Annotated in this window: 19 protein-coding genes; 16 read left to right on the forward strand and 3 right to left on the reverse strand. The window is 70.4% G+C overall.

What is annotated here, in order from left to right; translation table 11 throughout:
* The first annotated feature begins 275 nt into the window (after window positions 1–275).
* The 8 genes from AB0F70_RS20085 to AB0F70_RS20120 all read left to right on the forward strand — a co-directional run bounded on the left by AB0F70_RS20085 (window position 276) and on the right by AB0F70_RS20120 (window position 9,265).
* Window positions 276–1,160: a sugar ABC transporter permease gene (locus AB0F70_RS20085; protein WP_357452361.1), complete on the forward strand. Its 885-nt coding sequence runs from the start codon at window positions 276–278 to the stop codon at window positions 1,158–1,160.
* Window positions 1,153–2,118: a carbohydrate ABC transporter permease gene (locus AB0F70_RS20090; RefSeq protein WP_357452185.1), complete on the forward strand. Its 966-nt coding sequence runs from the start codon at window positions 1,153–1,155 to the stop codon at window positions 2,116–2,118. Before AB0F70_RS20085 ends, AB0F70_RS20090 begins: the two co-directional genes overlap by 8 nt.
* Window positions 2,119–2,178: 60 nt before the next feature.
* Window positions 2,179–3,531 carry an extracellular solute-binding protein gene (locus AB0F70_RS20095; protein WP_357452188.1) on the forward strand — a complete coding sequence of 451 codons (1,353 nt, stop codon included), beginning with the start codon at window positions 2,179–2,181 and terminating at the stop codon, window positions 3,529–3,531.
* A gap of 124 nt (window positions 3,532–3,655) precedes the next feature.
* Window positions 3,656–5,254 carry an altronate dehydratase family protein gene (locus AB0F70_RS20100; protein ID WP_357452191.1) on the forward strand — a complete coding sequence of 533 codons (1,599 nt, stop codon included), beginning with the start codon at window positions 3,656–3,658 and terminating at the stop codon, window positions 5,252–5,254.
* Between the two features lie 61 nt (window positions 5,255–5,315).
* Window positions 5,316–5,459, forward strand: coding sequence for a hypothetical protein (locus tag AB0F70_RS20105; protein WP_357452194.1), 144 nt, complete (start codon window positions 5,316–5,318; stop codon window positions 5,457–5,459).
* A 251-nt stretch (window positions 5,460–5,710) separates the two neighbouring features.
* Window positions 5,711–6,631, forward strand: coding sequence for a glycoside hydrolase family 19 protein (locus AB0F70_RS20110; protein ID WP_357452197.1), 921 nt, complete (start codon window positions 5,711–5,713; stop codon window positions 6,629–6,631).
* A gap of 119 nt (window positions 6,632–6,750) precedes the next feature.
* Complete coding sequence (locus AB0F70_RS20115) at window positions 6,751–7,806, forward strand: aldo/keto reductase (protein ID WP_357452200.1); 1,056 nt, start codon at window positions 6,751–6,753, stop codon at window positions 7,804–7,806.
* Between the two features lie 223 nt (window positions 7,807–8,029).
* On the forward strand, window positions 8,030–9,265 hold the full coding sequence (locus tag AB0F70_RS20120) for an FAD-dependent oxidoreductase (protein ID WP_357452203.1): 1,236 nt from the start codon (window positions 8,030–8,032) through the stop codon (window positions 9,263–9,265).
* Window positions 9,266–9,281: 16 nt separating this feature from the next.
* Here AB0F70_RS20120 and AB0F70_RS20125 read toward each other — a convergent pair whose 3' ends face one another.
* Entirely contained in the window at window positions 9,282–10,034 is a 753-nt protein-coding gene (locus AB0F70_RS20125) for a TetR/AcrR family transcriptional regulator C-terminal domain-containing protein (RefSeq protein ID WP_357452206.1), read from the reverse strand.
* Window positions 10,035–10,138: 104 nt separating this feature from the next.
* Here AB0F70_RS20125 and AB0F70_RS20130 point away from each other — a divergent pair, with 104 nt between their 5' ends.
* The 6 genes from AB0F70_RS20130 to AB0F70_RS20155 all read left to right on the forward strand — a co-directional run bounded on the left by AB0F70_RS20130 (window position 10,139) and on the right by AB0F70_RS20155 (window position 13,818).
* Window positions 10,139–10,636 (forward strand): nitroreductase family deazaflavin-dependent oxidoreductase, encoded by a 498-nt coding sequence (locus AB0F70_RS20130; RefSeq protein WP_357452209.1) that lies wholly within the window; start codon window positions 10,139–10,141, stop codon window positions 10,634–10,636.
* Entirely contained in the window at window positions 10,633–11,604 is a 972-nt protein-coding gene (locus AB0F70_RS20135) for an NAD(P)-dependent alcohol dehydrogenase (protein WP_357452212.1), read from the forward strand. Before AB0F70_RS20130 ends, AB0F70_RS20135 begins: the two co-directional genes overlap by 4 nt.
* 81 nt (window positions 11,605–11,685) lie before the next feature.
* Window positions 11,686–11,964 carry a hypothetical protein gene (locus AB0F70_RS20140; protein WP_357452215.1) on the forward strand — a complete coding sequence of 93 codons (279 nt, stop codon included), beginning with the start codon at window positions 11,686–11,688 and terminating at the stop codon, window positions 11,962–11,964.
* 5 nt (window positions 11,965–11,969) lie between these two features.
* On the forward strand, window positions 11,970–12,305 hold the full coding sequence (locus AB0F70_RS20145; RefSeq protein ID WP_357452364.1) for a ribbon-helix-helix protein, CopG family: 336 nt from the start codon (window positions 11,970–11,972) through the stop codon (window positions 12,303–12,305).
* A 32-nt stretch (window positions 12,306–12,337) separates the two neighbouring features.
* A complete protein-coding gene (locus AB0F70_RS20150) occupies window positions 12,338–13,006 on the forward strand; it encodes a ThuA domain-containing protein (RefSeq protein ID WP_357452218.1) in 669 nt (222 codons plus the stop codon).
* A 68-nt stretch (window positions 13,007–13,074) separates the two neighbouring features.
* Window positions 13,075–13,818: a hypothetical protein gene (locus AB0F70_RS20155; protein WP_357452221.1), complete on the forward strand. Its 744-nt coding sequence runs from the start codon at window positions 13,075–13,077 to the stop codon at window positions 13,816–13,818.
* Between the two features lie 24 nt (window positions 13,819–13,842).
* Here the strand turns inward: AB0F70_RS20155 and AB0F70_RS20160 are convergent, their stop codons facing one another.
* On the reverse strand, window positions 13,843–14,349 hold the full coding sequence (locus tag AB0F70_RS20160) for a tRNA (cytidine(34)-2'-O)-methyltransferase (protein ID WP_357452224.1): 507 nt from the start codon (window positions 14,347–14,349) through the stop codon (window positions 13,843–13,845).
* 246 nt (window positions 14,350–14,595) lie between these two features.
* Here AB0F70_RS20160 and trpS point away from each other — a divergent pair, with 246 nt between their 5' ends.
* Together trpS and AB0F70_RS20170 are read left to right on the forward strand one after the other, a co-directional pair.
* Window positions 14,596–15,729, forward strand: a complete 1,134-nt coding sequence (gene trpS, locus AB0F70_RS20165) for a tryptophan--tRNA ligase (protein ID WP_357452227.1) — start codon at window positions 14,596–14,598, stop codon at window positions 15,727–15,729.
* Between the two features lie 100 nt (window positions 15,730–15,829).
* A complete protein-coding gene (locus AB0F70_RS20170; protein WP_357452230.1) occupies window positions 15,830–16,312 on the forward strand; it encodes a hypothetical protein in 483 nt (160 codons plus the stop codon).
* A 131-nt stretch (window positions 16,313–16,443) separates the two neighbouring features.
* Here the strand turns inward: AB0F70_RS20170 and AB0F70_RS20175 are convergent, their stop codons facing one another.
* Window positions 16,444–18,357 carry a phosphoenolpyruvate carboxykinase (GTP) gene (locus AB0F70_RS20175; RefSeq protein ID WP_357452233.1) on the reverse strand — a complete coding sequence of 638 codons (1,914 nt, stop codon included), beginning with the start codon at window positions 18,355–18,357 and terminating at the stop codon, window positions 16,444–16,446.
* Between the last annotated feature and the right edge of the window lie 56 nt (window positions 18,358–18,413).

Genomic DNA, 18,413 nt, shown 5'->3' on the forward strand with positions numbered 1-18,413 from the left:
CGCGGGGCGTCCTGAGCCTTCTTCGGCGCGGCGCCCCTGCTACCGGTTTCCCGATGTGACGGTACACCATGGGAAACCGGTTCCTCGTGTGGTACGTTCCTCCACCAGAGACCGGTTTCTCACTGAAGAGGCCGGGGATCGACGACGATCCGGGAGGACAATCCGATGCACCACCCGAACCGCGAGCCCGGACCCTGGTGGTCCGAGCCCCCGTCCAGCTGCGCGGGGGTGAACACGTGTCAGTGATCCAGGAGCTCTCGCAGAGCAAGAAGACTGTGAGCCCGCGCAAGAAGGGCGACGGCCGCTGGGCGCTGTTCTTCCTCGCGCCCTGGTTCGTGGGTCTCGTGCTCATCACGGCCGGACCCATGGGCGCGTCCCTGTACCTGTCCTTCACGGACTACGACCTGCTCTCGGCACCCGAGTGGGTGGGCTTCGAGAACTACACCCGGATGTTCGACGACCCGCGCTTCGTCAACTCCCTCGGCGTCACGTTCACCTACGTGTTCGTCTCGGTGCCGCTGCAGCTCGCCGCGGCCCTGGGTCTGGCGCTGCTGCTCGACAAGGGCATGCGCGGGCTCGCCATCTACCGCTCCGTCTACTACCTGCCCTCCCTGCTCGGCGGGTCGGTGGCCATCGCCATCCTGTGGCGCCAGATCTTCGGCGCGGACGGCCTGGTCAACCAGGTGCTGGCGCTGTTCGGCATAGAGGGCCAGGGCTGGGTCTCGCACCCGGACTACGCGCTCGGCACCCTCATGGCGCTCAACGTCTGGACGTTCGGCGCTCCCATGGTGATCTTCCTGGCCGGCCTGCGGCAGATCCCGGCCATGTACTACGAGGCGGCCTCGATCGACGGCGCGAGCAAGTTCCGCCAGTTCCGGTCGGTCACGCTCCCGCTGCTGACGCCGATCATCTTCTTCAACCTCGTGCTGCAGCTCATCGAGGCGTTCCAGTCCTTCACCAGGGCGTTCGTGGTGAGCGGCGGCAACGGCGGCCCGTCCGACTCGACGCTGCTCTACACGCTGTACCTCTACCTCAAGGGGTTCGGGTCGCTCGACATGGGCTACGCGTCAGCGATGGCCTGGTTCCTGCTGCTGATCATCGGCGGCATGACGGTAGTCAACTTCCTCGCCTCCAAGTACTGGGTCTTCTACGATGACTGACGCCTCGACGTCCACTGCCTCGACGTCCACCCACACAGTGCCGACGGCAGCGCTTCCGCCGTCCGACAGCGACGTGCCTCCCGGTACCGAGGACCGCCGTCCGACCGTCCGCCCTCGCGGCCGGCAGTTGCGAGCCAAGGTGGGCAGCGTGCTGAAGCACGCGGGCCTGATCGCCTTCGGCTTCGTGATGCTGTACCCGCTGCTCTGGATGGTGGCCAGCTCGTTCAAGCCGAACGCGCTGATCTTCCGGGAGCCGGGGCTCATCCCCACCGACATCGACCTGTCCAACTACACGGACGGGTGGAACGCGCTGCTGCACCCGTTCAGCCACTACCTCATCAACTCGGCGATCGTGGTGCTCGGGTCGGTGCTCGGCAACCTGATCTCGTGCTCCCTGGCGGCCTACGCGTTCGCGCGGCTGGAGTTCAAGGGCAAGCGGCTGTGGTTCGCGGTCATGCTCATGTCGATCATGCTGCCGATCCACGTGGTGATCGTCCCGCAGTACGTGCTGTTCTCCCAGCTGGAATGGATCAACACGTTCCTGCCGCTGATCGTGCCGAAGCTGCTGGCCACCGACGCGTTCTTCATCTTCCTGATGGTCCAGTTCTTCCGCGGCATCCCGCGCGAGCTGGACGAGGCGGCGACGCTCGACGGTGCCAGCCACCTGCGCATCTACCTGCAGCTCATGCTGCCGCTGTCGATGCCGGCCCTCGCCACCACCGCCATCTTCACGTTCATCTGGACCTGGAACGACTTCTTCAGCCAGCTGATCTTCCTGACCCGGCCCGAGATGTACACGGTGCCGATCGCCCTGCGCACGTTCGTCGACTCCACGGGCAACAGCTCCTGGGGATCGCTCTTCGCGATGTCGATCGTGTCGCTCATACCTGTCTTCATCGCCTTCCTTTTCGGACAGAAATACCTGGTCAAGGGCATAGCGACCACCGGCATCAAGTAGCGGCCCAGTAGCTCTGCCCGCGATCCGACAACGACGTCAACGTCACCGAAGGAGAAATTCATGAGCACCACCGGCAACGGACTACGAACGAGGCGCGGCAAGCGTCTCGCAGGCTCGGCCGCGGGTATCGCGGTCATGGCGCTGACCCTCGCGGCGTGCGGGGGCGGCGACTCGGGTATCGGCGGGGGAGGCGACGACGACCCGCCGGCCGCCGCCGAGGAGTGCCCCTGCGAGATCCGGTTCTCGTGGTGGGGTTCCGACACCCGCCACGAGTCCACGCAGCAGATCATCGACGCCTTCGAGGCCGAGAACCCGGACATCACAGTGGTCCCGGACTTCACCGACTGGGACGGCTACTGGGACAAGCTCGCCACCTCGGTGGCCGCAGGCGACACCCCGGACGTCATCACGCAGGAGGAGCGCTACATCTCCGACTACTCGACCAAGAGCGTGCTCGCGGACCTGAGCGCGCTGGACATCGACACGTCGAAGGTGGACGAGGGCGTCCTGGCCGGCGGCCAGATCGAGGGTGCGCAGTACGGCATCCCGACCGGCATCAACGCCTACGCGCTCGTCGCCGACCCGGAGATCTTCGCCGACGCCGGCGTGGATGTGCCTGACGACACCACCTGGACCTGGGAGGACTACGTCACCACGGCGAACGCGATCTCCAAGGGCGCGGGCGACGGCGTCTGGGGCGCGCAGGACTACGGCTTCAACGAGGCAGGCCTCAACGTGATGGCGCGTCAGCGCGGTGAGTCGCTGTTCACCCCGGAGGGTGAGCTCGGCGTCTCCGAGCAGACCATCGCGGACTTCTTCCAGGTCTCGCTCGACCTGATGAAGGGTGGCGGTCAGCCCGACGCCGCCCGCACCGTCGAGTACCAGGCGGCCGGCCCCGAGGGTGGTCTGCTCGGTACCAACCAGGGCGCCATGGGCGTCTGGTGGACGAACCAGCTGGGCGCGCTGTCCGACTCGTCCGGCCACGAGCTCGAGCTGCTGCGGCTGCCGGGCGAGTCCGAGGGCGAGCGCACCGGCATGTACTACAAGCCGGCGATGTTCTACTCGATCTCCGCTGACACCGAGTACCCGGAGTCCTCGGCGAAGTTCGTCGACTTCCTCCTGAACTCCGAGGAAGCCGCGAAGATCATGCTGACCGACCGCGGTCTGCCGGCGAACACCGAGGTGCGCGAGTCGATCCTCGGTGACCTGTCGCCGACCGATCAGAAGGTCGCCGACTTCATGGCGGACATCGAGGACGAGATCGTCGACACCCCGCCGGTACCGCCGCACGGTTCCGCGGACCTCGCGGACATCATGGAGCGCGTCAACACCGAGGTGCTCTTCGAGCGCATCACCCCGGACGAGGCGGCCGCGCAGCTCATCGAAGAGGTCAACGCGGCAATAGCCGACTGACTCCTTCGCTGAGTGCGGGGTATTTGTTGATCTGGGACCGTCCAGGCAACAAATACCCCGCACTCAACTGTTTGGGGAGCGGGTCCCGTTACGATGAAACGGTTCATACAGAGGGGTGTCACAGGTGTCTGAGGTCGATCTGCTCGTTCTTCGCGAGGGTGACGACGTCGCCGTCGCGACCCGCGACCTGAGCCCGGGCGCCGAGGTCTCCGCCTCGGGGACGGGCCCGGTCGCCGTCGGGCAGCCGGTGCCGCGGGGCCACAAGATCGCGCTGCGCAGCGTGCCCGCCGGCGCCGAGGTGCACAAGTACGGGCAGGTCATCGGGGTCGCGACCGCCGACATCGCCCCGGGTGACCACGTGCACTCGCACAACCTCGGCTTCGAGGAGGGCACGCGTGAGACACCCCTCGGTGGCACCCACACCGACCTCCCGGTGCCCGACGGCGCCCGCCCCACCTTTCGCGGTTTCCGGCGGGCGAACGGGCGGGTCGGCACGCGCAACTTCGTCGCGATCCTGACCAGCGTGAACTGCTCGGCCTCGACGGCGAAGATGATCGCCGACCAGTTCAGCGGCGCGGCGCTCGACGAGTTCGAGAACGTCGACGGCGTCATCGCCCTGACCCACACCTCGGGCTGCGGCCTGGTGCCGGACTCGGAGGGCGGGCAGATCCTGCTGCGCACGCTGCGCGGGTACGCCGCCCACCCGAACGTCGCGGGCCTGCTGGTGCTGGGCCTGGGCTGCGAGATGGTGCCGGGCGCCGCGCTGTCGGCGCGGTCGGGCCAGGTCGCCGACCTGGGGATGCCCACCGTCGGTCCGCCCGACGACGCGAAGCAGGGGCTGCTGGCCTCGATCCCCGACGACACAGTCGTGCGTTCGCTGACCATCCAGGAGGCCGGCGGCGTGCGGGCCTCCGTCCGGGCGGGTGTCGCCGCCGTCCGCGAGATGCTGCCGCTGGTCAACGCGCGCGAGCGCGTCGAGTGCGACGTCGCGGAGCTGGTGCTCGCGCTGAACTGCGGCGGGTCCGACGGCTACTCCGGGATCACTGCCAACCCCGCGCTGGGCTGGGCCTCGGACCGGCTGGTCGCCTACGGGGCGACGTCGGTCCTCGCGGAGACCCCTGAGGTGTACGGCGCCGAGCACCTGCTGACGGCCCGCGCGGTGAAGCCCGAGGTGGCGCAGCGCCTGCTGGACCGCATCGACTGGTGGCGCGGCTACGTCGCGGCGGGCGGTGGCACGCTGGACAACAACCCGTCGCCGGGCAACAAGGCCGGCGGCCTCACGACGATCCTGGAGAAGTCGCTCGGCGCGGTCGCCAAGGGCGGCCAGGCCGACCTCGCGGCCGTCTACGAGTACGCCGAGCCCATCACCGAGCGCGGGTTCGGGTTCATGGACACCCCCGGCTACGACCCGGTGTCGGTCACGGGCCTGGTCGCGGGCGGCGCCAACGTCGTCGTCTTCACCACCGGCCGCGGTTCGGTCTTCGGGTGCCGCCCGACGCCGTCCATCAAGGTGGCGACCAACACTCCGATGTACTCGGTGATGTCCGAGGACATGGACATCAACGCGGGCGTCGTCGTGGACGGCACCGCCACGGTTGCGGAGGTGGGGCGGCAGATCTTCGACCGGATCCTGGCCGTCGCGTCGGGGGAGCAGACCGTCAGCGAGGAGCTGGGGATCGGCGCCGAGGAGTTCATCCCTTGGCACATGGGCGCCGTCACCTGAGCGCCTGACCTCGCCGACTTCGCGGGCCCGCACCCAGGGGCGCGCGGTTACTCTCCTGGTCATGGAGATATTGGTGATGTCCGTGATCGTGCTGCTGGTCCTGAACTGGATCTCGGCGAGCGGGCACCGGAGGACGCAACAGCACGCGCTGGACAAGCTGACGACCAAGCTCGACCTCGTCATGGCGCAGCTGGGGCTGACGTAACCGCTGGTCGAGCACGACGCTGGCCGAGCCCCCACGCGATCTTCGAGCCGGTCCTGGTGGTCCGCGATTCGGCGTGAGCGGACCATTTGTCGAGGGGGTGCCGACGGTGCGGCACCCGCTGCGTCGTCCACCACGTACGAGTCGTTCGTGTGGGAATCCCTCACTCTCCCGCGACCACGACCTTGCTAGGTTCCTGAACAAATCGGTCGTCGAAGCCCGATGACCCAGAACCGGAAGCGAGGTGGTTCCCCGTGAGATCTCGTCGCGCACCGCTACTGATCGCAGCTCTCGTCGCTGCGCTCCTGGTGCCAGGAGCAGCAGCCGCGGCCCCCGCCCCGGCAGCCCAGGCCGCCGTGGCCAGCTGCAGCGCGGCTGCCTGGAGCGGCAGCGCCGTCTACGTCGGCGGCAACCAGGTCACGCACGCCGGTGCCGCATGGCGGGCCAAGTGGTGGACGCAGGGCGAGACGCCCGGCACCACCGGCGAGTGGGGAGTGTGGGAGCGGACCGGCACCTGCGGTGGCGGTGAGCCGCCCGTCGACCCGCCCGGCGCCGAGGACTTCCCGGTCAGCCAGGCCCAGTTCAACCAGTTCTTCCCGAACCGGAACTCGTTCTACACCTACTCCGGGCTCGTCGCCGCGCTCAGCGCCTACCCGGGCTTCGCCAACAGCGGCAGCGAGACCATCCAGAAGCGCGAGGCCGCCGCGTTCCTTGCCAACGTCTCGCACGAGACCGGCGGCCTGGTGCACATCGTCGAGCAGAACACGGCGAACTACCCGCACTACTGCGACCTGTCCCAGCCCTACGGTTGCCCGGCCGGTCGCGACCAGTACTACGGCAAGGGCCCCATCCAGCTGAGCTGGAACTTCAACTACAAGGCGGCGGGCGACGCGCTCGGCATCGACCTGCTGAACAACCCGCGCCTCGTGCAGACCGACGCGGCGATCGCCTGGGGGACCGGCCTCTGGTACTGGAACACCCAGAACGGCCCGGGCACCATGACGCCGCACGCGGCGATCGTGAACAGCCGCGGTTTCGGCGAGACGATCCGCAGCATCAACGGCAGCATCGAGTGCAACGGCGGCAACCCCGCCCAGGTGCAGAGCCGCGTCGACACGTACCTGCGCTTCACGAGCGCGCTGGGCGTGGACCCGGGCGGCAACCTCCACTGCTGACCCCAAGGCTCAGCCCCACGTGTCAAACGCTCAGGTCACCCGAGTGACCTGAGCGTCTGACACGTGCGGGGGTTTCTGACAGGTGCGGAGGTTCGGGCATGCCGTGCCACGATTACGGCATGCCTCTCGAACCCCGGTACCTCGCAGCGGAGAACCGCTACGACACCATGACCTACCGACGCACCGGCCGTTCCGGCCTGGACCTGCCCGCGCTCTCCCTCGGGCTCTGGCACAACTTCGGCGACACCAGCCCGTTCGACACCCAGCGCGCCATCCTGCGCCGCGCGCTCGACCTGGGTATCACGCACTTCGACCTGGCGAACAACTACGGCCCGCCCCACGGGTCGGCCGAGGAGAACTTCGGCCGGCACTTCGCCGCCGACCTGAAGCCCTACCGCGACGAGCTGATCCTCTCGACGAAGGCCGGCTACGGCATGTGGCCCGGTCCGTACGGCGACCACGGGTCGCGCAAGTACCTGCTGTCCAGCCTCGACCAGTCGCTCGCCCGGATGGGTGTCGACTACGTCGACGTCTACTACCACCACCGGCCGGACCCCTCGACGCCGCTCGAGGAGACCATGGGCGCGCTCGCCGCGGCGGTCCAGCAGGGTAAGGCGCTCTACGTCGGCGTCTCGAACTACTCGCCGGCGCGGACGCGCGAGGCGGCACAGGTCCTCCGCGACCTGGGTGTCCCGCTGTTCATCCACCAGCCGTCCTACTCGATGCTCAACCGGCACATCGAGAACCCCGCCCACGAGGACCCCTACGACGGCAGGCAGAGCGAGTCGCTGCTCGACGTCGTCGGTGAGCTGGGCGTCGGGACCATCGTGTTCTCCCCGCTGCAGCAGGGCCTGCTGACCAACAAGTACCTCGCCGGTGCGGCGCCGGAGGGGTCCCGTGCGGCGCGTTCGGACTCGCCGTTCCTCTCGTCCGGCGCGCTCACCGAGGACTACCTGGGCCGGGCCAAGGCGCTCAACGAGATCGCCGAGGGCCGCGGCCAGACCCTCGCCCAGCTCGCGCTCGCCTGGGTGCTGCGCGACACGCGCGTGACGTCGGCGCTCATCGGCGCGTCGTCGGTGGCGCAGCTCGAGGACAACGTGGCGGCGCTCTCGGCCGGCCCCCTCACCGAGGACGAGATCGCGGCGATCGAGCCCCTGGCGCAGCCCCTCGCCTGATGCCACACCCGACACCGGGCCGGCACCCGTCAGACGCCGGCCCGGTGCCTGCCCGGCGTCGGCCCGGCGCCGCCCCGGCGTCTGCAGCGAATCCACACCACACGTTTCACCGCACTTCACCGAGCTGTCGCGCCGAATCGATCCTGTGGCGGGACGATGAGAGGGTCCGCCGCTCGACGGGGAGGGGTACTGAGGTACGGCCCTGGAGAGAAGGAGTACGAGCATGTCCGAGATGAAGACCGCGACAGTCGTGGGAGCCGGCATGGTCGGCCTCGCGACTGCCTGGCACCTGCAGGAACGCGGCGTGGAGGTGACGGTCCTCGACCGGCACGGCGTCGCGGCCGGGGCGTCCTGGGGCAATGCCGGCTGGCTCACTCCCGGCCTGGTGATGCCGCTGGCCGACCCGTCGCTCTGGGCCTACGGGCCCAAGGCGATGCTGGACCCCAGTGCGGCCCTCAGCGTCCCCTTCCGGTTGGACGGCGCCCTGTGGTCGTTCCTCGCGCGCTTCATGGCGAACGCGACGCACGGCGCGTGGCAGCGCGCCATGGCGGCCCTGACCCCGATCGACCAGGTCGCGCTCGAGGCGTACGACGAGCTCGAGGCAGGCGGCGTGCACGCGACGTCGCACCCGAGCCGCTGGGTGGTCGGGTTCGAGCGGGAGCGGGAGTCGCGTCCGTTCGTGCACGAGCTGCGTGAATCGGCCCGGGCGGGCCGGGAGATCCGGCTCTCGAGGATGCCCGACGGCGTCCGCGTGCCGCACCTCTCCCGGGCGGTGCAGTCGACCTGGACGCTCGAGGGTCAGCGGTACATCGATCCGGGGGCCTATGTGCAGGCCCTCGCGACGTCGGTCAGTGCACGCGGCGCGAAGGTGCTCTCGGACGCCCGTGTCGAGGGTGTCCGTGCGGTGCCGGGCGGGGTCGAGGTGACCGTCCGCGGACACGACACCGTGAAGTCCGACGCCGTGGTGCTCGCCACTGGCGCGTGGCTCCCGGAGCTGGCGCAGCGGTTCGGGGTGCGGACCCGGGTGCAGGCCGGACGGGGCTACTCGTTCAGCGTGCCCGTGGAGGGCCCGCCGATCGACCACCCCGTCTACTTCCCGGCCAGGCGCGTGGCCTGCACCCCCTACCAGGGGCGGCTGCGGATCGCCGGGACCATGGAGTTCCGCGGGCCCGACGAGCCGCTCCAGCCCGCCCGCGTCGACGCGATAGTGAGCTCCGTCCGGGGCCTGTTCGAGGGTGTGGACCTGGACTCCCGCGAGGACGAGTGGGTGGGTTCCCGGCCGGTGACGCCGGACGGGCTGCCTCTCGTGGGCCGGACGGCCGCACCCGGCGTCTACGTGGCCGGCGGTCACGGCATGTGGGGCATGGTGCTCGGCCCGGCGACGGGCCGGGCGCTGGCGGCGCTGATCACCACCGGCCAGGTGCCCGAGGAGATCCGGCCGTTCGACCCGCTGCGCTGAGCTGCGCTGACCTGGGTCAGTGCCTCTCGCGCTCGGCCAGCCGGTCGAGCCCGTCGAGGATGATGTCCAGGCCGAACTCGAACTCGGTCTGGTCGTCGCACCAGCCGAGGGTGGGATCCGCGCCGTCGTGGCTGACGGCGGCGAGCATCTCGACCATGTGCGGCACCTGGTCGGCCATCTGCATGAGCATCGCGGTGGTGGCGGCGTCGGCGCCCTCCTTGGTGCCGCCGCCGGCCGCCGAACCCGCGGTGGCGCCGTCGGGCTCGAAGAGCTCCTGGGAGAAGCCGAGCGCACGGCTGCCCAGCGCGTGCATCGCATGGTGGACCAGGTCGTACGAGAAGCCACCGCGCCGCATCAGCCCGATCAGCGAGTCGTAGTACCGCACGACGTGCAGGCTGAAGGACTTCCTGGTCTCCAGGACCGTCGACGCCCACTGGTGGCGGAGCAGCACCGCCCGGGCCGTGAGGATCTGCCGGCGCATCGTCGGCTTCCACGAGGACGGGGGCGCGTCGTCGGCGAGGGGCTCCAGCCGGCCGACGGCGTCCTGGATCTCCGCCGCGACGACGTCGACCACGCCGTCGAGCAGGTCTTCCTTGTTGGCGACGTGGTGGTAGAGCGACATCGCCTCGATCCCGAGCTCGCGGGCCAGGCTGCGCATGGTGAGCGCCCCGAGACCGTCGCGGTCGGCCAGGGCGACCGCGGACTCGAGCACCCGCGCGCGCGTCAGGGCGCTCCGCGGTGTGGTGCTCGTCGTCCTGGGTGAAGTCATGATCTCGCGATCCTACGTCGGCCGAACCCTTGACGGGCTCGGCGCACCGGCCTACCTTACGTCGTAAGGCTTACACCGTAAGTCTCTTCGAGAAGGTGGACGTCATGTGGACCTGGATCCTTTGGACGGTCGTAGCGCTGCTGGTGGTGGCACTCGCTGGGTTCCTCGCCCTGGTGCTGTCCATGCGCACGAAGAACCGTCGCGGGCTCGGTGTCATCCGCAGGTTCGGCAAGCGGTTCGGCCGTCCGATCGAGCTGCGGACCGCGGGGGAGCCTGGCGCGTCCGCCGCGGTGATCCGGCACGTCGGCCGACGGTCGGGCGCGCCGTACGCGACACCGATCGGCGTGTATCCGATGGATGACGACTTCCTCGTCTACCTCCCGTACGGGCCGGACGTGGACTGGCTGCGGAACATCCGTGCGGCGGGCTCCGCGGAGCTGCGGGTCGAGGGGCACACGCACCGGGTGGCGCCGCAGGTCGTCGAGCCGGCCGAGGCCATGCCCTACCTGTCCGGGCGGGACCGCGGAGTCGCCCGACTCTTCGGTGTCACCGACTTCCTCGCCCTCCGGCGCGTGCCGGTCGCCGCGGGCGGCACCACGTGAGGGCCGTGCTCCGGGACGACTACGGCCCGGTCGACATCCTCCGCGTGTCCACGGTCGAGGACCCGGTCCCCGGTCCCGGCGAGGTGGTGGTCCGGGTCGCTGCCGCCTCCCTGAACATGGCGGACCTCGATCACCTGCTCGGCCTCCCGCGCCTCGCCCGCCTCGGCACCGGCCTCACCCGGCCGAACAACCGCCGGGTGGGGGTCGACGTCGCCGGGACGGTCGAGGACGTCGGTCCGGACGTCGCCGGGCTCCGGCCGGGCGATCGCGTCTGGGCGGACCTGTTCGAGAGCGGGCACGGCGCGCTCGCCGACCGGGTGCTCGTCCCGGCGTCGGCCCTGGCACCCCTGCCGGACGGTGTCCCGTTCGACGTCGCCGCCACCGTCCCGCACTCGGGGTCGCTCGCCCTGCAGGGCCTGCGGGCCGCCGGGCCGATCCGGCCGGGCGAGACGGTGCTGGTCAACGGCGCCGGCGGCTGCGTCGGGCCGTTCGCCGTACAGATCGCCAAGGCCCGTGGCGCGGTGGTCACGGCGGTCGACCACGGCGACAAGCTCGGCTTTCTCCGGGAGCTGGGCGCGGACGAGGTGATCGACTACACCCGTGAGGACTGCACGCGAGGTGACCGGCGGTTCGACGTCGTCCTCGACATCGCCGACACCCGTTCCCTGGTGGCGCTCCGCCGGTCGCTGGCCCCGGGCGGCCGGTACGTGCTCATCGCCCGGCGGATCGGCTCGTTCGCCGAGAAGGCGCTGCTCGGCCCGGTCGTCGGCAGGCTGACCGGGACCCGGATGGGCGTCTTCTCCTGGCGTCCTGGCCGGCGAGCGGACCTGGACGAGCTGGCCGGGTTGCTCGAGACCGGCGCCGTGGTGCCGCGGATCGACCAGCGCTACGGGCTCGACGACACCGTCGAGGCGTTCCGGCGCCTCGAGTCGGGGGCGGCGCGGGGCAAGATCCTGGTGGTGCCGTAGGCGGCGGCATCGGGACGGGAGGCTCTTGCGAGTGCGATGGTTCCCCGCGCGGCCGGACAGGTTTAGTATGACAATACCTGGGTGGCAGTGACCTGGGCGCCTAGCGCTGACAAGCATGGGATCCCCCACGACGAAGCGCTCTACGCGATGCTTCATGCTGAGGCGGTCTACGAAGACTTCGAACCTCCGAGGGAGGGCTTTCAAAGCAGTCCGACGCTCTACATCGGTCCCAGCAGGTACGGGACCTTGGAAGTGATGGTGACGGTGACACCGCCGAGCGGCATCAACGTTTTTCATGTGATGCGGTTGCGTGAGAGCACGCGTCTGAGCGTTGGTTTCGATGAGGAGACGGGGAAGTGATCACGATGACTGACAAGCACCAGCCGGCCGAGGACTCGCTCGTTGAGTGGGCCGAGAATGCTGAGCTCAAGCCGCGTCGGGTGCGGCGTGGCAACGATGCGGCTGCTGCGGGTCGCGCGCTGCTCGAAGCCGCCGGTGTGAACGTCGAGCAGGTCGAACGCAACGTCGGTGGCCGCCCACGGCTCGGGGGTGGGCCGAAGGGAACGCGGTCGCCCCGGCTCAATGTCGCGATCAGTGAGAACCTCGACCTGCTTCTGGACGAGCTTGAGAAGCAGCGGGGTGTAAGCCGAAGCACACTTGTCCGCGAGGCGCTCGACCGCTATCTCCGCGACGCAGGCTAAGACTGGCGCGGACGTCGTGGCAGGATCGCACCGTGACCACGAAGCGCATCCTCATCCTGGCCGGCCGCGGGCGCTACGAGGACCCCTGGCACGACCATGCGGCGACGTCGCACGTCGTTGCCGGGATCATCGGTGACCTGGGCGTCGTCGAGGTCCGGGGACTCTTCCGGGACGCGCTGGACGACCTGGACTCCGTGGACCTGCTGGTCGTGAACGGCGGCTCGGGCCGCCGGGACCCCGGCTTCGACGGGTCCGACGACGACTGGCTCGCCTTCCATGCCCGGCTGGCGGGCTGGGCGCGGGCAGGGGGAGCGGTGCTCGGTCTGCACCAGGCGGCGAACACGTTCTACGACGCGCCCGACTGGTCCGCGGTGCTCGGCGGCCGCTGGGTGCCGGGCGAGTCGATGCACCCGCCCATCGGCCAGGCGCGGTTCGAGCTGGGGCAGGGGCACCCGGTCACGGAGGGCCTCGACGCCGTCGAGGCCCTCGACGAGCGGTACTGCCGCCTGCGGGTGGCCCCGGCCACGCGGATCCTCGGCACCACCCCGGACGACGACGGCGCCGAGCAGCCGATCCTGTGGGTCAACGACGCGCACGGCGGGCGGAGCGTGTACTCGGCCCTGGGCCACGACGCGCGCTCGTACGCCTCGGCGGGACATCAGCAGCTGCTGCGCCGCTCGGTGTCCTGGCTGCTGGCCTAGCCCCTGCCCCGGCGGGCGCGAAAGAGGTGCTTGACCCCAACCAAGGTTGAGGTTGTTGGCTGGGCCGCATGCAGATCATGAGCGTCGACTCGGTGACCCGATCGATCGCGGAGACCGCCGCGTACTACGAGACGGTCCTTCGCCTACCGGTGCGGAAGGAGATCGGCGCGGTGGAGGTCACCGTCGGCCGATCGGTGGTCCGGTTCCGGGAGGACGCCGACGCCGAGGGCGACCAGCACTACGCCTTCCTCATCGACGACGCGCGGTTCGACGCGGCCCGAGCCTTCCTCGCGGCGGGTCCCGGGCTGCTGAGCGACGGCGACCGCACGGAGTTCGAGGCGCAGCCGGCCTGGAACGCGCGGTCGCTCTACTTCCCCGGGCCGGACCGGTCGGTCCTGGAGGTCATCGCGCGCCGTGATCTGCTCCAGCCGCTGAGCGCCGGGAACGTGTCGGGTGCGAAGGCCTCGAGCCCGCACGTACCCGGTGCTCAGCTCATCCCGTTCGGCCCTGGCGACCTGCTCTCCGTGAGCGAGGTGGGCATCGCGGTGCCCGACGTCGCAGGAACCGCCGACCGCCTCACCGATGCCGGCATCGGCCGCTACCCGGACGGCTCCGCTACGTTCAGCCCGACCGGGCACATCGACGGCATGCTCATCCTGGTGAGCCCCGGCCGCACGTGGTTCCCGACGTCGGACCGGGTGGTGGCCGAGCCGCCCGTCACGGTGGTCGCGCAGGCCGGCCCCGCGAGCCCCGGCGTGCTGCCCGGGAGGTACGAGCTGGCGCCCGGCCGCGTGCTCGTCGTCCGGCCGTAGCTCACTTGTGCGATCGCTCGCCGGTCAAGCGCCCTCGGGGAAACCCAGCTGCCGCCACACCTCGTACACCGCTATCGACGCCGCGTTCGTGAGGTTGAGCGACCGGCGGCCGGGCAGCATCGGGATCCGCAGCTCGTCGGTGACCCGCGGGTGCGTGAGCGCCTCGGGCGGCAGGCCGGTGGGCTCGGGCCCGAACAGCAGGACGTCGCCCGGCCGGTACTCGACGTCGGTGAAACGTGTGGTGGCCCGGGTCGTGAACGCGAAGACGCGGGCGTCCGGCAGCGCGTCGAGCGTCGCGTCCAGCGACGGGTGCACGTCCATGACGGCGAGGTCGTGATAGTCGAGGCCCGCTCGCTTCAGCTTGGCCTCCGAGAGGTCGAAGCCGAGCGGTTCCACCAGGTGCAGCCGGGCCCCGGTGACCGCCGCGAGCCGGATCGCGGACCCGGTGTTCCCGGGGATGCGGGGCTCGAAGTACACGATGTGCGCGAGCGGGGACTCGGGCGGGGCTGGGGCGTCGGCGTGGTTCGGCACGGTCCCATTCTCGCTGCCCGACGACGTGGCGTCGTCCCGCCGTCGGGCACCCGCGGGCATTGCTGAACTCCGGACCTCCGCATAACCTGGGCGCATGACGCACGGGCTGAACTGGTGGCGGCTGCACTCGCAGCCGTGACCTGACGCGCCCACCCCGCACACACGTCCCGAGCTGCTCGCCGCAGCCCGGGACTTTTCTGTGCCCGAAGCCGTGCGTGGGCAGCTCCTTGACCGAAGGAGACCCACATGTCCGTCACCACCACGCCCGAGGCGACCACCCCGCCGTCGGGCACACCCCGCGAACCGCGCAGCACCACCCGGTCCGCCGCGGCGGCCCGCGAGCGCAGCGCCGTCCTGGAGGAGCTGATCGCCCGGAGCCCGGGGGAGTACCGCGTCCTGACCGGGGACCGCCCCACCGGCGCGCTGCACCTCGGACACCTGCTCGGCACCGTCGCCAACCGCGTGCGCCTGCAGAACCTGGGCGTCGAGGTGTTCCTGATCGTCGCGGACTATCAGGTCATCACCGACCGGGACGACGCAGGGGACCTGCCCGGCACGGTCCGCGAGGTGCTGCTCGACTATCTCGCGGCGGGGCTCGACCCCGAGCGCAGCACCGTCTTCACGCACTCGGCGGTACCCGCGCTGAACCAGCTCCTGCTGCCGTTCCTGTCGCTGGTCACGGTCGCCGAGCTGGAGCGCAACCCCACGGTGAAGGCCGAGGCGGAGGCCGCTCTGACACGCCAGAAGCGGGGCACCTCCGGCCTGCTGTTCACGTACCCGGTGCACCAGGCCGCCGACATCCTGTTCTGCCACGGCAACCTCGTGCCCGTCGGCGTGGACCAGCTGCCGCACCTGGAGATCACGCGCACCGTGGCCCGGCGCTTCAACCAGCGGTACGCGGCGGCGCGGCCGTACTTCCCCGAACCGGACGCGCTCATCGCGCCGTCGACCACGATCCTCGGCAGCGACGGCCACCGGATGTCCAAGTCGCGCGGGAACGCGCTCGAGCTGCGCGCGTCCGACGACGAGACGGTCGCCTACTTCAGGCGTACCAGGACCGACGCCGACCGCGTGATCACCTACGAGCCGGACCGTCGGCCCGAGATCGCGAACCTCCTCCAGATCGGCGCCCACTTCACCGGGGCATCCCCGGAGGCGCTCGCCGACGAGGTGGGTTCGGCTGGTGCGGGGCGGCTCAAGGAGATCGTCAGCGAGGCGGTGGTGGAGGGGCTGCGCCCCCTTCGTGCCCGACGCCGGGAGCTCGCCTCGGCGGGGCCGCGACACCTCGCCGAGGTGCTCGCGCGTGGCAACGCCCGGGCGAACGCGATCGCCGACCGCACCCTCGACGACGTCCGCGGCCTGATGGGCATGCGGTACTGACGGGCCGCTCGGTTGCAATCGGCCGGGAGGGGTCCCGGGCGGCCGGCTCTACGGTTGCCGCGCGTGCGATCGTCGCGCATGTCGATCGAAGGGGACAGACATGATCACTGCACTTCAGAAGCCCTGGGGCAAGCGCGCCATGGCTCTGGTCACGGCGTTCACCCTGGCACTGCCTGGTGCCGCGGCAGTGGCGGTGCCCGCGGTGGCGGCGCCCGTCAGCATGGCTCCGGTCGTTGCCGCACCCGCCGCACAGGCAGCGGACACATGCGGTGGCACCCTCGTCAGGCACCGGGCCATCAAGGCCGGTGGCCGCACCGTCGCGTGGGCGAACCTCTACCACAACCGCAGCACGGCCACGAAGTGCGCCCAGGTGGTGCACGCCGGCCCGGCCTGGGGACAGCAGACGACGACGGCGGTGACCATCTGGAACGGGGAGCTCTCCGCCCACACCGGTGGCACGTCTCGTTACCGCAGCGGCAAGGCGTACATCCGCGGCGTGAACGGGGACTGCGTCGCCGCCCGGGGCGCCATCGTCTGGGGCGGCTCGACCCGGATCGTCTCCCTCCCCGGCCACTGCGGCTGACGGAGGGTCGACCGTACCGAAAGAGATCCCCGGCCGGGATGCCTCAATAACCCGGCCGGGGAACTTGGTTCGGACGGCCGACGGCGCGACGGGTAGCCACCCATGGTTGTCGCGTCGCCGGCCGGCCGAGATCAGTGGGCCAGACGCTCCTTCAGGGCGTCCAGCTGGGCATGCAGCGCGGCCGGGGTGTGGTCGCCGAACTGCGCGAAGAACTCCTCGGTCAGCTGGGCCTCGGCCAGCCACGGCTCCGTCGGGACGTCGAAGAGGGCGGTCATGTCGGCGTCGGGCACCTCGATGCCGTCCAGGTTCAGCGCGCCCGGAGCGGGCACGGTGCCGACCGGCGTGGTGACGGAGACGTCCTCGCGCAGCCCGCGGCCCGCCTCGACCTGGCCGACTATCCACTCGATGACCCGCGAGTTCTCGCCGAACCCGGGCCAGAGGAAGCGGCCGTCCTCGCCCTTGCGGAACCAGTTCACCTGGAAGATCCGCGGGCGCTTGGACTCCTCGATGCCCGCACCCACCTCGAGCCAGTGCGCCCAGTGGTCGGCCATGTTGTAGCCGCAGAACGGGAGCATCGCGAACGGGTCACGGCGCAGCTCGCCGAGGGCGCCCTCGGCGGCTGCCGTGCGCTCCGACGAGATGGTGGCACCCATGAACACGCCGTGCTCCCAGCCGAACGACTGCGCGACCAGCGGCACGTTGGTCGCGCGGCGGCCGCCGAAGACGATCGCGTCGACCGGCACACCCGCCGGGTCCTCCCAGGTGTCGGCGATGGTGGGGCACTGGGCGGCGGCCACGGTGAAGCGGGAGTTCGGGTGGGCTGCCGGCTTGTCGGAGGCGGGCGTCCAGTCGTTGCCCTGCCAGTCGATGAGATGCTCGGGCGCCTCGGCCGTCAGGCCCTCCCACCAGACGTCGCCGTCGTCGGTCAGGGCGACGTTCGTGAAGATCGTGTCGCGGTCGAAGGTCGCGACGGCGGTCGGGTTCGTGTCGATGCCGGTGCCCGGCGCGACGCCGAAGAAGCCGGCCTCGGGGTTGATGGCGCGCAGCGTGCCGTCGGGGCCGGGGCGCATCCACACGATGTCGTCGCCGAGGGTCTCGACTTTCCAGCCCGGGATGGTGGGCTGGAGCATCGCCAGGTTCGTCTTGCCGCACGCGCTCGGGAAGGCGGCGGCCAGGTGGTACTGGCGCTGCTCGGGCGACGTGATGCGGATGAGCAGCATGTGCTCGGCGAGCCAACCTTCGTCGCGCGCCATCGCCGAGGCGATCCGCAGCGCGAAGCACTTCTTGCCCAGCAGGGCGTTGCCGCCGTAGCCGGAGCCGTACGACCAGATCTCCCGGGTCTCCGGGAACTGGACTATGTACTTGGTGTCGCTGCACGGCCAGGCGACGTCGGCCTCGCCGTCGGCCAGGGGTGCGCCCACCGAGTGCACCGCGGGGACCCACTGCTGCCCGGCGTCGATGAGGCCCAGGATCTCGGCGGACACGCGAGTCATGACGTGCATCGAGACGACGACGTACGGCGAGTCCGTGATCTCGATGCCCACCTGCGAGATCGGGCCGCCGACCGGGCCCATGGAGAACGGCACCACGTACATGGTGCGGCCCTTCATCGAGCCCTCGAAGACGCCCTTCAGCTCGGTGCGCATCTCGGCAGGGGCCACCCAGTTGTTGGTGGGGCCGGCGTCCTCCTCGTTCTGCGAGCAGATGAACGTCCGGGACTCGACGCGGGCGACGTCGGCGGGATTGGAGCGGGCAAGGTACGACCCGGGACGCTTCTCCTGGTTGAGCTCGAGGAGCGTGCCCGCTGCCAGCATCTGGTCGATGAGGCGCTGCTTCTCCTCGGGGGAGCCGTCGCACCAGACGATCTCGTCCGGCTGGGTGAGCTCGGCGACGCTCGCCACCCAGGCGCGCACGTCCCGCTCCCCGACGGGCGGCACGGCGCGCAGCCGTGCCTCGGAGGAGGTGCTGGAGCCCTGGCCGGTCGTCATGTCGGCGACGAGCTCGGCGACGAGCCGGGTTCGGCGGGGGTTCGCGAGGACGGACATGTGCGCTCCGATCGTCGTACGGCGGGCCACGGTGGCGGGCTTGTTTCCACTCTTGT

This window comes from Promicromonospora sp. NPDC023805, from assembly GCF_040639635.1.
Lineage (GTDB): Bacteria > Actinomycetota > Actinomycetes > Actinomycetales > Cellulomonadaceae > Promicromonospora.